This window comes from Nostoc sp. C117, assembly GCF_043099735.1.
In the GTDB taxonomy this organism is placed as follows: domain Bacteria; phylum Cyanobacteriota; class Cyanobacteriia; order Cyanobacteriales; family Nostocaceae; genus Nostoc.
The window spans coordinates 5,112,353-5,127,147 of record NZ_CP170991.1 but is presented as its reverse complement, the minus strand read 5'-3'; the positions used below and the strand labels follow the sequence as shown (position 1 = coordinate 5,127,147).

The following is a 14,795-nucleotide window of genomic DNA, read 5'->3' as shown; positions in this document are numbered from 1 at the left end:
CCAACACAGAATTTACAGAAAAAATCTGCCCTCTCTAGCGATCGCAGAAAGAGCAGCGCCATGCCATTTCATTCAAATAATTAATCCAAATGCTCTGCATACTATTTCGGAATTAAACAAATCATTAAATTACTAAAATTACTAATATATAGTTTCATGGTATACATTTTTACATTTATGAAAGCAGATTCAGCAAAATTTCCCCTATTAAATAGGCATTTTAGTCAACAGTAAAGAGTGACATTAATTTCTTTTCTTACCTTTGGATAGATTGATTGCATGAAACTTATGTAGAAACTACATTTTCAAATCTTCTAAATATCCTTAATATAAAAGTAGAAACAGCCAAGCGGCTCTGACTTTATCCTCACAATTTCCCCGAACAATAGCTTATGAATTTCTAATATCAGAAAAATAAAGGGATGGTTATATAACCACCCCTAAAATTTTAGTATCAGGTATTGGAAAATTGGCGTTGCATAATTGCGGGAGGATTTGAGAATTTGGATCAATACATAATCACTGTGTCTCCATGTCAGATCCAATCATCCCATTATGTAGTAACGCCGGGAATTTTATCCGAATGCTAGATCTGGTTCTTCACAGAAGTTAAATAAGGCTGAATCACTTTCTGATTCATCTTCATATACAGCAGAGATATACCATTCACAGGGCGAATCATTCGTATATTCCGCCCAAGCAATTGTTACTGTTTCACCCACAGGAATCCCCTCTTCAGAAAGGGTAAATTGAGACCATTCTTCATCATCAAGAGATACCCACAACTCTGTAATTGCTAGATCGGTATTATTGGTAACGGTAAACGTGAATTGATCTGACATAATATTCGGCCTTTTTTAAGTAGATTGCACCCTGAGATTATCCAATTATTAATTGTGGGGTTGGCGCTTCGTCTACGCACTCTAAAACGCAGATAAGATGCTTACCCTACAAGATTAGATCGTTTATTTGTTGGAAGTCCCTAATACTTCCTTTTCCAATTTGGGATTAGAAGATGGTGACTGTTCTAGGTTATTCAAACTTTAGCTTGCCGTCAATATTGGCAACATGTTCATCAAGATTGATGTATGTTCCGAGATATGTTTCTCCGTCGGCTCTTTCGCACTCAGCACGGAGTCTGCTTTTACCAGCTAAGCCAACATTGTTGCAGGTCAAAGCAAACTTATCTCCATCCCAACTCAAAGTTCCATCAAGATTGGCGATATATGGATTTAAGTCGATAGAAGTTGTAGAAAGAGTATATCCATCGGCTTTTTCACAATCAGCCGTTAGGGTTGAACCCTCAACAGTAATGTTCTCACAGGTTTGAGAAAATTGACCAGTTGCCCAAGCGTTAGCGATCGCTAAATTAAAGCTCAGGAAGATGGCACACAAAAAAGTTACACAAATTTTCAGCATATTTCTCTGTTTTTAAATGGATTAAACCAACCAAGAGAAAATTTTATACTGTTGTATTTTTCTACACTTAAAGATAATAGTTTTTAACTATAAAATTCCTATTTAATTTTTGAACAAAATTAAGTACGGTAGGGTGCTGTATGATGAAATTTCTAACTTAGCAACCGTAATGTTCTTGTGCTTTAATACACACTATACATATTTTTCAAAAATCAAACAGTAGTCCTATACCTGAGTATTGGTATTAGTCATATTGAAGTAGCGGTACGTAAAACACTATAATCTATTTCGGATAAGACCAAAACACTTGTAGAGACCACGATTTATCGTGTCTCGAAAACCCAAAATGATTTTAGCTCTAGTTGTTCAGCATATCCAAAGCTATTTTTAAGCTAGCTTTCATACGATTAAATGCTTCTGCCAAACCACCAATTTCATCATTAGATATCTCCTCAAAATCAGCACTCATATCACCAGTGCTAACTTTTTGTGCAATTCTTTCTATTCTTCTGATTCTCTGAATCACAGTTTTTTTAATTAAGAAATTAATTAAGAAAATTATAATCGCAAATATAGTAATCAAAAGTCCCATAATCAATATCCAGGTTCTTTTGGCATTAGCAAAAATATCTTCTGAAGGAACAGAGATTACTTGAGCAGAAACAATTTGATTGAGTTGCCAGCCAAAACCATTTTCTGAGCCATAAGTTGCCAACTGAGTCTTAGGAGCCTGATCTGGTGTAGAATGACATCGCAAGCATTTTTGTTGTGTAATCCTTAGTGGTCGCGCTATAAAAAATACTTCGCCTTCTGGTAAATTGCGAAACCCTGTAATTTCTCGATTATTAGAGTCGTTGCGAAAACGCTCTACAAGTTGACTTTCAAAATTATCGGCTTTATCCGCTAAATTAGTTGGATTAAGTGTTGCATCCTTATGAAAAAAGTTTTTATATTCAGGCTTTTTACGAAAATTTTCAAAAACCTCTTTAGAGGAAAAAGTTGGTACTACTTCAGGCATGAATGTCGGATTAATGTCTAATCTGGGTTCTAATAGAGGATCTATACGATTTTGTGTATAGTCTCTAACTGCGTTCACCATTTGGATCAAAATCTGTGCTTGAGAAGCTACTTCATTTTGCGCTCTCCCCTGAAGTACACTGGATAAGGCAATACCACTTCCCAAAATACTGACTATGAAAACTAATATTAAAAGTAAGTTAAATTTAGCGCCTATTTTTAAGTTTTTTAACGTAATGTTGTTTAACATAACCTAAGCAACGAAGGTAGTATCTGAGCTTGTTTAATATCTATTTATACCTGTTATCAAGGCGCTAATCAATGAGTTAATAAATATTAATTTTTTGTTTGGAATAACACCGATATCAGTAGCAATGAAGCTTATCTAAATTAGTTCTGAAAACAAAGTTATTTACATAACCATAATTAGTGATGTTTTTGCGATTCTCCCGTCGTTTCTTTCTGTTTAATCTGTTAGGTTTTACATTCGCTAGTTGCGGATCGCCACGAAAGTTTCAAGGTACATTAACTGTTGGTGTTCTTAACTATGGTGGAGGCGAACAGATAATTAAACAATATGCTAAATTCAATAGTTATTTAGGTGAAAAAACAAACTCATATATTCAACTAGAACCTGCTTTTAATGAAAATCAAGCGGTTCAGCGCCTTAAAGATCGTGCTTGGTCATTAGTATTTGCTCCACCAGGTTTAGCGGCTATTGCGATCGCACGCCATCAATATATTCCTCTGTTTCCTTTAATAGGTATTAGTAATTTACGTTCAATTTTCGTTGTTCGCAAAGATAATGCGATAACCGACTTGAAACAGCTACAAGGTCAAACAGTAGCTTTAGGTCAGTTAGGTTCAGCAACAGGATATTATTTTCCTCTTTACAATCTTTATGGTACAACACTGGCTGAAATCTTGTTTGCGCCCACACCAAAAGCAGGGTTGGAATTAGTAGCCCAAGGAAAAGCGATCGCCTGTGCGGTCTCAGAGGCTGAGTTGAGTCTTTACGGTTCACAGTTGAGTCAGACCGAATTTCGTGTAATCTTTAAAGACCTTCACTATGTACCACTAGGTGTAGTCTTGATTGGACCGAATATAGAACGCAACCGTCAAGAGTTCATCCGCAAAGTGATGAGCGAGCCACCTTCAGGCTTAGCTGAAGAAGTCGGGTATGTACCTAATGGACAAGTACCGGATTATAAATACATGATTTCTGTGGTCGATCGAGTCAGTTCGATTACGTCTAATCTGCAAAAAAAACCTGTGCGTTTGTTTTAATAATTTCTCATTTGTCATTTATTAATAAATGGCAAATGTATTAATAAATGGCAAATGATAATTATTCAATGCCCATTCAAAAAAACAATTTGAATCTTGCTAGCTGGTTTTGAATCGTTGGTGTCAGGATTTGATTGAGTTCTTTGATGTCTTGGAATTGTAAAATTTGCTGTGTGGGTAAGTCGAAAGGAAATTGTCCTTCAAAATCTGGGCGTTGCATTTGTGCTAAGAGAATCTGTTCGGATCGCTTACTTTGGATAGCATAGCCAATTTCAATACAGACATTCGGGCTAGGAATTAGTTGGGCGGTTTCTTTTCCATCAATATTTGCAATGGGTGTGGTGTCAGCGATAAATAACAAACTCTTACGGATTTTTCGCATAATAGTCCGATTAATCCGTAGAGTAGCGTTGCTGGGGCGAGAGGATTCTACTAATGTTAGGGGAAGGCGCGATCGCAAGTTTAAATTTTCCAAACTTTTTCGCAGTTCCTCTCTGAGAAAATCACTAGCTGGGGCATACTCCGTTTGACAGGAGAAAAAAATTGTTGGCTCTAACTGAGCCAACAACGCTTGCTTCGTGAAATAAATTTCATGACTAATCAAGTCAATGTTAGCTACGCGATAGCCACCACTACCTTCAATATAAAATTCAATATCTTCGCCTTCCAGGTAACGCCCAAACCAAGTTGATTTCTTAACTTCGTCACTTTCTTCCAAAAAGTCCGCTCGCAATGCCGATCTCAATAGGCTTTTTTTGCTTAAGCGAATGTCTGGTGGACGTTTTTCCAATTCTGGAATTGGCTCATAATCCTGTAAATACCATGCTCTGAGCGCAATAATTGACATAAGGCGCTATTTAAACTATTTTTCGCTATTCAACTTCGTATTTAGCTTACACCTAGAGGAGTCATTATTCAGACTTATTTTTAAACATAACAACACCCAACCATCTACTTCCTTCAATATTTCCTCTCCTTGTTGATTATAGCCAGGGATATACTAACTCTCATCGCTTCTGTAAGCAAGTAATGAAAATCAGTTACAGCGCCCCCTAATTTTCCACATTTGAGGAAATATAAGTTTTCGCGTTGGGTGTTGTAGTTTTTCGACGAGACAGATGTAAATTAAACAGCGTCTTTTACCTCTTACTACATTCCATATGCAGCTGTTGTATCTGCCAGGGAAGCTGTTTTGCGGCTTCAATTATTAGATTAGCACTTGTGGATAAAAGTAATTTTTTTTGCAACTAAACTTTACTTTAGAACTATTTTTTATCTAACTCAATATAGAGAATATCCTCAATAGCTTTTAATTCTTTTTTTTAGTCTATTGTTAAAAATTTTAACATCAATCTTGGGGATGAATTGAGTAATTGCTAAGTGAATTTTTAAGTTTTGAAACTAACAATTGGGAGGCAGGAGTTCTAAAATGCTTGAATTTTGAATTGATTTGTCCCCTTCTTCCCTCATCACCTACATCCGCTTAACTGATTCTAGCTAGAGGTTTGACGGGAATCTCAATCCAGAACTCTGTACCTTTACCGGGTTCTGAAATGCACTCCATTATTCCACCATGTTTTTCTGCAATAATCTGATAGCTGATTGCCAATCCCAATCCTGTACCCTTACCCACAGGCTTGGTAGTGTAAAAAGGGTCAAAAATTCGCTTTTTCACCTCTTGAGTCATTCCTGGACCGTTGTCACTAATACGAATCAATATACGAGAGTTGTCTGCTGAGACTTTAGTGCAAATGTGGATAGTAGGCATTGAGTATTGGACATTGGTTATTATTTCTTCCTCTGTTCCCTCGTTCTCCTTGTCCTCTATTCGCCATTTCTCCTTATCGCTAGAGGAAACCCTATCTTCTCCGTCCCACATTGCCAAAGCATCTATAGCATTGCTGAGAATGTTCATGAATACTTGATTCATTTGTCCGGCATAGCATTCCACTCGTGGTATTTCGCCATAGTCTTTGATGATCTCAATACCTGGAAGATCGGGACTTGCTTTCAAGCGGTGTTGCAAAATTAATAAAGTGTTGTCAATGCCTTCATGTAAATCAACGCGCTTGTTTTCAGACTCATCCAAGCGAGAAAAATTGCGTAACGATAGGACTATTGAACGGATGCGATCGCTTCCTACTTGCATTGATTCCATGATTTTTGGTAGATCTTCTACCAAAAAATCAAAATCGATCGCTTCGATCGCTTTGCGAATTTCACTATGGGGGTGAGGATAGTGTAATTGATAAAGTCGTAAAATTTCCAGTAGTTGTTCGGTGTAGTCGCTGGCGTGGCAAAGGTTACCATAGATAAAATTAACGGGGTTATTAATTTCGTGGGCAATACCCGCTACCAACTGTCCCAAAGCGGACATTTTTTCGGTGTGAATTAATTTTGCTTGTGTTTCTTGGAGTTGATGCAGGGTATTCTCTAACCGTGCAGCTTGATTTTTGGCTTCAGTTTCCGCAGTCAAAGTTTGTTCGTAGAGTTGTGCTTGTTGAATGGCGATCGCAGCCTGATCTCCTAATTGTTGCAATAAATCAATTTCTATATCTTGCCAATTTCTGGGAGCGTCACATTGATGAGCAATTAGTAATCCCCACACTTGTATGCCGATGTTAATCGGAACAATTAAGTTGGCTTGCACTTGCAGACTCTCTAAAAAATCTCGATGACAAGGACTTAAAGAAACCGTTGATACATTGTTAATAGCCCTGACTCTACCCTGAAAGTATAGATTTATAAAGTCTTCAGGAAAGCAATCTGGTGGCCCTTTCACTCCTAAAACAGACATCCAGTCACCATTTATTTCTTCAACAATCACCGATTTAGTACTGATTTGAAAAATCAATACCCGATCTGAATTTAGTATCGGGCGAACTTCCCGGACGATAGTTTGCAGGGTTGTCTGCAAGTCTAATGTACTGCGAATTTGTTCTGTGACTTGTTTGAGTACTTTGGTCAGTAGTAATGATTTTTCCAATTCAGCAGTTTGCTCGTATACTCGCAGTTCTAGATTAGAATTGAGGGTTTGTACCTCTTTGTACATTTGCTGCTGCTGAATTGCCATTGAGAAATGATCGTACAGGGCTTCTGCTAATAAAATTTCTTCGGGTTTCCATTCAAGGGATTGCCCCTTTTTTTGCTCTCGCCAAACCTCAAAGGAAAGTTGGGGTAACAATTGTCGGCGATTTTGGTCACATCGTCCTGCCCATAAAATTTCTGTTTCAAATTCCGAGCGAAATATACTTAATACACCAAGAAATTGTTCGCGGGAATGTAGGGGAATCACCATCATTCCCCGAATGGGAGTAGAACGGAACGCTAAAGCTAAAACTCGTAAATGCGGTTCTTTGTAAAGGTCGGTACTTGCCCAAACATTACCGGGTTTGAGTTCAGCCATCCAATTTTGCCAGGTGGGATGCTCTTCTATGATATTATTTTCTAACTCATAGGGCAGTTTCGGCTGGTCGCCCCAAGCGTATAGTTCTCCGCTTTGTTGAATGTAAAGTCTACCACCTACTCCACCGAAGGCAGTAATAACTTCTTCTACTGCTCCCTGCAATTGGATTGTTGGTAGTTTATGTAACAGTGTGGTAACTCGATTAATAGTGGCTTCTCGTTGTTGCTGTGCAAGGGCTTCAGTGAATAGTTCACTTTGAGCGATCGCGATCGCTACCTGATCGGCAAGTTGCTGCACTAATAGCAGTTCTCGCTTCAAAATCTTTCGTTCTTGAGCGTGATGGGATACTAACAATCCCCACAATTGTGGCTTTGTCGATTCTTCTTTGGGGTCGTAACGCAAAATTGGCACTACTAAGGAAGACTGCACACCCATTGCCTGTAAGTATTGAATATGACAAGAATCTACCTGTCGATAGTAAATATTAGTTTCTAGGCGTTCCCCAGTTTCTTGTGAGTGTAGAGGTGATAACCCAATTTTAGCGTTAGCGACATCTACGATCGAACGTTGCCCCGCTATCAGAAACATTTCTCTGGCTTCTTGGGGAATATCATGGACTGGGAAGTGTAACCCCAATAGAGATGGTAGACTCTGCTGGCGAATAGATTCAGCAATGACTTCACCACTACCATCAGCATTAAAGCGATACACTTTTACCCGATCTGTATGCAAAAATAACCGTACTTGGGCAACGGTAGTTGCTAATATCTCTTGAAGATCGAGCGATCGCCTAATCTGTTTTGTCATTCGGTGCAGTAAATTTTTCTCGTTTAACCTGTGCTGCAATGCTTTTGTTTTATCGGTAAATTTCATTGCTTATATACACCATGACTGAAGTATAAAAAACTTTTTATAGTTATCTATCTTTGATGATAATTTTCAACTTACAGTTCCTTAATTTTTATGCTATTTCATGAAATTTATGCTACATATGCCTTGGTATAGCTGTATCGTTGACTTTTCACCCTTATCTGTAAAACCTAAGTTCCGTTGTTCTGCAATCTCAAAAAATAAGCTTTCAATCCTTTCCCTTTTTTGTTGGGAAAGAGGTTTTAAAACTTTGTTAAGTAATCGAGTATTTAGATATCTCACTCCTTAAAAAAGTTTGTTTTTAGAGTTTATTATCCCCCTTTTTGAAGTGAGATGAAAGTAATATTTGACTTTGAAAATAGACTGTAGAAAATTTGGTTCTGTGTTGATCTCTCCAACATCACATAAAAAACAATCTGCGTACATGTATTATAAATAACTTTGGAAATACTATAATAGAATCTTGTACAAGTATCAGATATTTTGGTCGATCTCAGTAGTCAATTAAAGTTGATTTAGACAGATCTAAAACCGCTTGATGTATTACAAAGACTCTCCAAATATGGTCTCAGTTATAAAGTTAATAAAATTTTAATCATTGACACCTATTAATTTTATATTCTTAATCATTAAACTATTTCAGTGATATTACTCAACTTAGTTACCTCATAATTTCCTCGAATTAACAACATCTTTTTACTATTTCTATCCATTGAGACAATTACTAAAGATTTTTTCCAGAAAATAACTAATTATTTGGTACTTGTGAAAGATTTTTGGCGGAGAAAATTTGCCAATTTACCGTTTAATTGCTGATTTTATGTTGAATGCAAGTATTTTAATTAAATTATTCATAAATTGCCGTTAAAGATAGTAACTTACGGATTTCTTCACGTACACTTATGAGAATTTTACCGAGATGGTTTTGACCTGTTTGATTAGTACCACAACCCCAAAAATAATCGTTTGGAGAATTTTCAACTAACATCTCATTGCCTGTCATCAGAAGAACTTCTCTAATATCAGCATGAGTAAGAAACTTTTTGAGTACAGCTTCTCGCATAACTTGAGTTTTGACTAAATCCCAATCTTGACGTAGTTGGCGAGTACCACATCTTCCTAAGGCAGCAGCTTCTTCGGGAGTAGCGGCGGCATGGATGACGGGTATAATTACTGCATCAGTGCTACCGACAAATTTTTGTGCTTGATAATAATGCTCAACCGTTGGCCAGTAAGCACCCTGGATGTAGATTCCGTGGAAAGAAAAGTTAGAAAAACAGCCATAAGGCTCCCAAACTTTATAAAAGTAAATCGTCATTTGAAAATTGCTCTTTTATATATTCATCAAAAAAGGGAACAGAGTTGGGGGAATAGAGAACTCTTAATAGTATTTTCGCGTGTTCCATGTTTTAGCTAGAGACCCTACAACTATCAAGTAGCAAGTTTTGGATGGGGTTTAAAAAAGAAACCTCCAACCCTCTGCGTTTCCGGCGAAATCTCCCTTTCCACTACACCCTGTTTGCCTGTTGGCGATTCGCTGTTTCCTCTTTAATCACTCTAGCTGAGTACGTCAGTCCTTGAGTAGAGTAAGTTGAGCCAAAAATTTCACAGCTGTTGAAAATTTTTCTCGGCTAATTTTCAACAGTTGTGGTGTGTCGAGAAGCTAAAACACATTTAAATTGGTAATCACTCTTGGGTGTCATTTGTTATTGGTCATTAGTCATTTGTATTTAAAAACAACAAAGGACAGTCTTAACGAGAGAATATGCAATTTAGAAGAAAATTAGCTTAACTTAATCTTTATTAAAATGAATTATTTTGATGTTCGTCGGTTAACTAAGGTAGCGCTAGCTTGGTCAACAGGCATCAGCACAACTTCATTAATATTGACATGGGGCGATCGCGTCACGCAAAAAAATATCACATCAGCCACATCATCTGCTGTCAAGGGGGTGACTCCTTGGTAAACTTGACCAGCACGTTCAGTATTGCCGTGAAAGCGCACCTCGCTAAATTCCGTTTCTACCATCCCAGGGTCAACGGAAGTTACACGCACCCGCGTACCTAACAAATCTTGTTTTAAACCTTCAGAAATTGCCCTGACGGCAGCTTTCGTTGCACAGTAGACATTACCACCAGGATAGGTTTGATGTCCGGCAATGGAACCTAAATTTACCACATGACCGCGATCGCGACTTACCATTCCCGGAACAACATAACGGGAGAGATAAAGTAAACCTTTGACGTTAGTATCAATCATTTCTTCCCAATTTTCAAAACTACCCTCATATAACTTGTCTAAACCGCGACTCAAACCAGCATTGTTAATCAGAATGTCGATTTTAGACCAGGAGGGGGGTAGGGTAGAGATGGCAGATTCCACAGCAGAGCGATCGCGCACATCTAGCTGTAACAAATGAAATTCAGTATTAAAATCTTGACTGAGAGTATCTGCGAGCTGCTGTAAACGTTCTAACCGTCGAGCCGCTAAAATAAGTTTTGCACCCGCACCAGCAAAGATTCTGGCACAAGCAGTACCGATACCGCTACTTGCACCAGTGATCAAAATAATTTGATTTTGCAGAGAAGTCATTGGAATAGTTAGGAGCGAGGAGTTAATAGTTATGAACTATGAATTAGCACAAGTTTCATAGTTCATAATTTATCATCAGTCGTCTATTACTCCTAACAGACGGGATTAATTGCCTCTCCCAAGGGACTGACAAATAAAAAATATCCCACTGTTTACAGTCAACAGTCAGCAGTTCAAGCGGTTATTTTTATTTCTTGGAGTTCCCTAACTACTTATTCACTACTTGCAAGCGCTGAGTTACCATCGTTATCCCATTACCCCGCAGGATTACAGCAGAAACCCACTGGCTACCAGGGACAGATGGTGCTTGTCCTACTTTAAACAGTCCGCCAGATGTTAGTAATTCTAAATCCACGGGTGTCGGGTTGAGAAATTTAGCTGGTTGGATGGGCTCCTCTAGCGCCGTTCCCAGTAGAAAATCATCACCAAGTGGTTCTTGAACGATCGCATCAAAATTATACTTCTGTCCGACTTTTACCTGCTGTGGTAATTTAATATCAATTTGCGGTGGCTTGTTACCTGAAGTAATTTGCGTGCGTTCTGACAAAATATCTTGGCGGACGATTTTTCCAGCAACGACGCGCTGACGGGATTTAATTGTGGCATTGAGAGCCAAATTATTACTGTTACCGGCAGGTAAGCCAGTTATCTCTGTTTGTGTCTCAGCAATGATGGCATTACCTTCAGATTTTGAAGACAGGAGTTTGGTAATATATCGCAATTTAGGATATCGTTGCCAGAATGAAACCAAAGACTGTTCTAGGGTTTGGCGATTTAAGCCATCCCCATTAGTGAAATTTGGGTCGTAAAATTGCAATACTCCTTTGACATTGCCTTTGCTTGAGGCTGCATCAATTTGTGTCAAAAGGTTTTTCAGTTCAGTTGGTTCATTTTGGGCTGTAGTAGCTTGGACTAACTGCTGAGATGTACTGGCTTGAGTGCGTTGCCAACCAGCTGTTAAACCAAGTGTTAACAGGAATGAAATCAGCCCAATGCTGGTTGACAATTTCAGTTTACGTGTCACAAAAGCGGCAATAATGTTAGTCATTGGTAAGAGTTTACTGATTTGATTAGAGAAGGTAAGGAAATTGTTTTATCTTAGTTAAGCTAGGCGCTAAACGGTAGAGGTTTGATGACAAACGCACCGATAAAATTATTAATAGCTGCCAGTGGGACTGGTGGACACTTGTTTCCAGCGATCGCACTGGCTCAAAAACTCCCAGATTACCAAATAGAATGGCTGGGAGTACCCAATCGGCTAGAAACTGAACTTGTCCCTAAACAGTATCCTTTGAATACTATTGCAGTTGAAGGGTTTCAGCAAGGGTTTGGAATTTCTTCGATTCGCATCTTTGCTAGACTTGTGGGTTCGATTTTCCAAGTCAGGCGAATTCTTAAACAGGGAAATTTTCAAGGAGTGTTTACCACAGGGGGTTATATTGCAGGACCAGCAGTGATTGCGGCGCGTTCTCTTGGTTTACCCGTGATTTTCCACGAATCTAACGCTTTACCAGGTAAAGTAACTCGCTTTTTTGGCCCTTGGTGTAGTGTAGTCGCCTTGGGATTTGAAGTAGCTGCTAAGTATTTACCCCGTGCTAGAAATGTCTGTGTTGGCACTCCGGTAAGAGCAGAATTCCTGGATGGCGGAATTAATGCACCGCTGGATTTAGCCATTCCTGAGGATGTTCCGTTAATTGTCGTCTTCGGTGGTAGCCAAGGTGCAGTTGCTATCAATCAGTTGGTGCGCGAATCTGCGAATGCTTGGTTTGATGCTGGTGCTTATGTAGTGCATTTAACTGGCGATCGCGACACCCAAGCAGATAGTCTCAAACATCCACAATACATAGCCTTACCTTTTTACAACAATATGGCAGCATTGTTGCAACGAGCTTCTATTGCCATTAGTCGTTCTGGTGCAGGTAGCTTGACAGAATTGGCGGTGTGTGGTCTACCAGCGATTTTGATTCCTTATCCCTTTGCCGCAGAAGACCATCAATCCTACAATGCAGAGGTCTTTACCAAAGCTGGTGCAGCATTAACGCTCAAGCAATCAGAGTTGACAGCACAAACATTGCAAAGTAATGTGTTGAACTTATTGCAGTCACCCGAAGAATTAGTAAAGATGGGGAAAAAAGCAAAAGCGATCGCAGTTCCCGATAGTGCCGAAAAGTTGGCGCAGTTAGTGCGTGAGGTGATAGAAACTTAAAATAATTTCGTAATGACGCTATGCACAGTCGCTAACTTAATTAAGTTTTGTCAAAGAGATCGAGAAAGAGCCACAAAACTTGCTGGTTTTTAGTTGCGATGAAATGCAAACCCATAGAAAGAGTTAAAAATGCCAAATTCAAATTCCAAATTTTACCCTGACAGGGAAGCAAACTACGCGCAGCGTCACGTTGGTGCAGCCTCTCGTACAGAAGTGAAGATACTAAGAAAAAATAGGAATTAATTCTTCACGTTATGAATATCTTATTTAACCAAAAATTCCGCATTGCAGTAAGTCTTGCTGGTTTATTGCTTGTCAGTTTAGCCAGTAGTTATCTATATACTCAGTCAAAAACTAAACAGCTAGCCCAACGAAATCAGAGCTTTACCGAACAAGAAAATTCTGCCACAATTCAACCACATATTTCTTTCACTTCAAATCAAGCTACACATACACTAACTTCAACATTTAAAAATCCTTTTGTTGCGGAGCAAAATTCGCCTTCATCTGAAAATAATTTGTTAGCAGCATCTGCACCATATCCAGTTGTTGATGAGTTTAAAAAATATAAATTTAGCGTTGATGGTAGCCAATTTTTGACTTCCGCCCAACTACCAGTTAGTAAAGTTAACTTCAATCAAACAGATTTATTAAGTGTTCTTGTCAATACTAAAAAATATTTTCAAGATTACGCTTCACAAGACCCAGATATTCTTCGTACAGGAGTGCTGGCTACTCAAGGAGTTACTGTCGAAGATGTCCTCAAGACTTTGGATTTCATGATTGTTGTCTTAAACGAGGATATTGTTAACGGTCGAGCCACTCGGTTACAAGACCCGAAGTTTATTAATGCTAATTTTCGAGTGATTAAATGGACTGCCTACAACCAGAAAAATAAACAACAAAAACAATTAAGAATTACCAAATATGCAGTCTTTACTCACACTGGTTCTCGCAAGAAAAACTCTACTTTCAATACACCAATTTATAGCCTAAAAGACAACTCTAATAACGATAAATTTTATACTAAATATACAAAACAGGATGTTTTATCAGGTATTTATGAACCAGGTGGTAAAGAATTTGGCAAAGTTGAAACTCTCGCTTATCTGACTAGAACAGGGTTAGAAGAAGCCCTGATGGAAGGAACAATCCTGATTAATTTTACAGATGGTTATCAGGCATTTTTTAATGTAGACAGAAATAATGGAATGTCTTATATTCGCGGATTAAAACCAACAGCACAAAAGCGTTATTGGTACTTTAGAGAAGTTGACGCCATTAAAGGTTATGGATACAAAATAGATGCGAAAATTTCCATCAAGCCAGGTGTGACTTTTGCCGGAGATGTTTTGAATATCGGTTTAGGTAGAGTAATTGTGATTGAAAATATTCAAGGTGGTCGCAAACATCTGCAAATGGGAGTTATCGCTGATACAGGCGGAGCATTTTTACCCAATCTTTATCAACTCGATTTTTTGGCAGGTATTTTTAAGAATCAAAAAGAACTTGGACAGCATATCAGCCAATTGCCTGACTATGCTACAGCATATTTTTTAATTAAGAAGTAATGCAGCAGTAAAAAAATAATTACTAAACTCCCCAAAGGCGAGAAGCAAAGCTGATAACTCCTAAAGTCTCGGCAATAAATCTGCGGCTGAATCAAATCAACTATTACTATTCCCCGCTTTAAGCATACAGTCGAGTCTTGCAGATATTCTGGAAATGCCCAATCATAAATATTAGGTGCGGCTACTAATAAATTAGGATTCACTGCTTTCACCTTCCTGTCGAGACGTGCCAAAAAGTTAGTCAAAATATCTGCACGCCATTGTAACCATTAGACCTCTTGCATAAATATTTTTTTGTCTCACGTAGAGGAGCCAGTGCGTTGGCCGGCTCTACCGACTTAAAGCAACTGGCGTCGCGCAGAGGCGCAGATAAGAGCGCAAAAAGAAGGACTTTTGCAAGAGGTCTATTGTCTACATACCACGCGT

The 14,795-nt window shown here is 38.5% G+C and carries 11 protein-coding genes and 1 pseudogene; 3 read left to right on the top strand and 9 right to left on the bottom strand.

Annotation, left to right across the window (positions count from 1 at the left end):
• Positions 1-575 precede the first annotated feature (575 nt).
• The 3 genes from ACFG4S_RS22105 to ACFG4S_RS22095 form a co-directional block, all read right to left on the bottom strand.
• Positions 576-842, bottom strand: a complete 267-nt coding sequence (locus tag ACFG4S_RS22105) for a hypothetical protein (protein ID WP_392531144.1) — start codon at positions 840-842, stop codon at positions 576-578.
• Between the two features lie 190 nt (positions 843-1,032).
• A complete protein-coding gene (locus tag ACFG4S_RS22100) occupies positions 1,033-1,419 on the bottom strand; it encodes a CVNH domain-containing protein (protein ID WP_392531143.1) in 387 nt (128 codons plus the stop codon).
• A 358-nt stretch (positions 1,420-1,777) separates the two neighbouring features.
• On the bottom strand, positions 1,778-2,686 hold the full coding sequence (locus ACFG4S_RS22095) for a DUF3365 domain-containing protein (RefSeq protein WP_392531142.1): 909 nt from the start codon (positions 2,684-2,686) through the stop codon (positions 1,778-1,780).
• A 182-nt stretch (positions 2,687-2,868) separates the two neighbouring features.
• On the opposite strand from ACFG4S_RS22095, the gene ACFG4S_RS22090 reads away from it, so the two are divergent.
• A complete protein-coding gene (locus ACFG4S_RS22090; protein WP_392531141.1) occupies positions 2,869-3,723 on the top strand; it encodes a phosphate/phosphite/phosphonate ABC transporter substrate-binding protein in 855 nt (284 codons plus the stop codon).
• A gap of 76 nt (positions 3,724-3,799) precedes the next feature.
• On the opposite strand, the gene ACFG4S_RS22085 is transcribed toward ACFG4S_RS22090, so the two are convergent.
• The 5 genes from ACFG4S_RS22085 to ACFG4S_RS22065 form a co-directional block, all read right to left on the bottom strand.
• Positions 3,800-4,570, bottom strand: coding sequence for a hypothetical protein (locus tag ACFG4S_RS22085; RefSeq protein ID WP_392531140.1), 771 nt, complete (start codon positions 4,568-4,570; stop codon positions 3,800-3,802).
• Positions 4,571-5,206: 636 nt separating this feature from the next.
• On the bottom strand, positions 5,207-8,002 hold the full coding sequence (locus tag ACFG4S_RS22080; RefSeq protein ID WP_392531139.1) for a GAF domain-containing protein: 2,796 nt from the start codon (positions 8,000-8,002) through the stop codon (positions 5,207-5,209).
• Between the two features lie 844 nt (positions 8,003-8,846).
• Positions 8,847-9,317, bottom strand: a complete 471-nt coding sequence (locus ACFG4S_RS22075) for an NADAR family protein (protein WP_392531138.1) — start codon at positions 9,315-9,317, stop codon at positions 8,847-8,849.
• A 495-nt stretch (positions 9,318-9,812) separates the two neighbouring features.
• Positions 9,813-10,592: an SDR family oxidoreductase gene (locus ACFG4S_RS22070; protein ID WP_392531137.1), complete on the bottom strand. Its 780-nt coding sequence runs from the start codon at positions 10,590-10,592 to the stop codon at positions 9,813-9,815.
• A gap of 208 nt (positions 10,593-10,800) precedes the next feature.
• Positions 10,801-11,640, bottom strand: coding sequence for a nuclear transport factor 2 family protein (locus ACFG4S_RS22065; protein ID WP_392531136.1), 840 nt, complete (start codon positions 11,638-11,640; stop codon positions 10,801-10,803).
• Between the two features lie 84 nt (positions 11,641-11,724).
• Between ACFG4S_RS22065 and murG the strand changes: the two genes are divergently transcribed.
• Both murG and ACFG4S_RS22055 read left to right on the top strand, forming a co-directional pair.
• Positions 11,725-12,798 carry an undecaprenyldiphospho-muramoylpentapeptide beta-N-acetylglucosaminyltransferase gene (murG, locus tag ACFG4S_RS22060; protein WP_392531135.1) on the top strand — a complete coding sequence of 358 codons (1,074 nt, stop codon included), beginning with the start codon at positions 11,725-11,727 and terminating at the stop codon, positions 12,796-12,798.
• A 254-nt stretch (positions 12,799-13,052) separates the two neighbouring features.
• The gene (locus ACFG4S_RS22055) at positions 13,053-14,369 is read left to right on the top strand and encodes a hypothetical protein (RefSeq protein ID WP_392531134.1); all 1,317 of its coding nucleotides are present in this window, start codon (positions 13,053-13,055) and stop codon (positions 14,367-14,369) included.
• 50 nt (positions 14,370-14,419) lie between these two features.
• Here the strand turns inward: ACFG4S_RS22055 and ACFG4S_RS22050 are convergent.
• A pseudogene (locus ACFG4S_RS22050) lies at positions 14,420-14,638 on the bottom strand (family 10 glycosylhydrolase); the annotation flags it as partial.
• Positions 14,639-14,795: the final 157 nt, after the last annotated feature.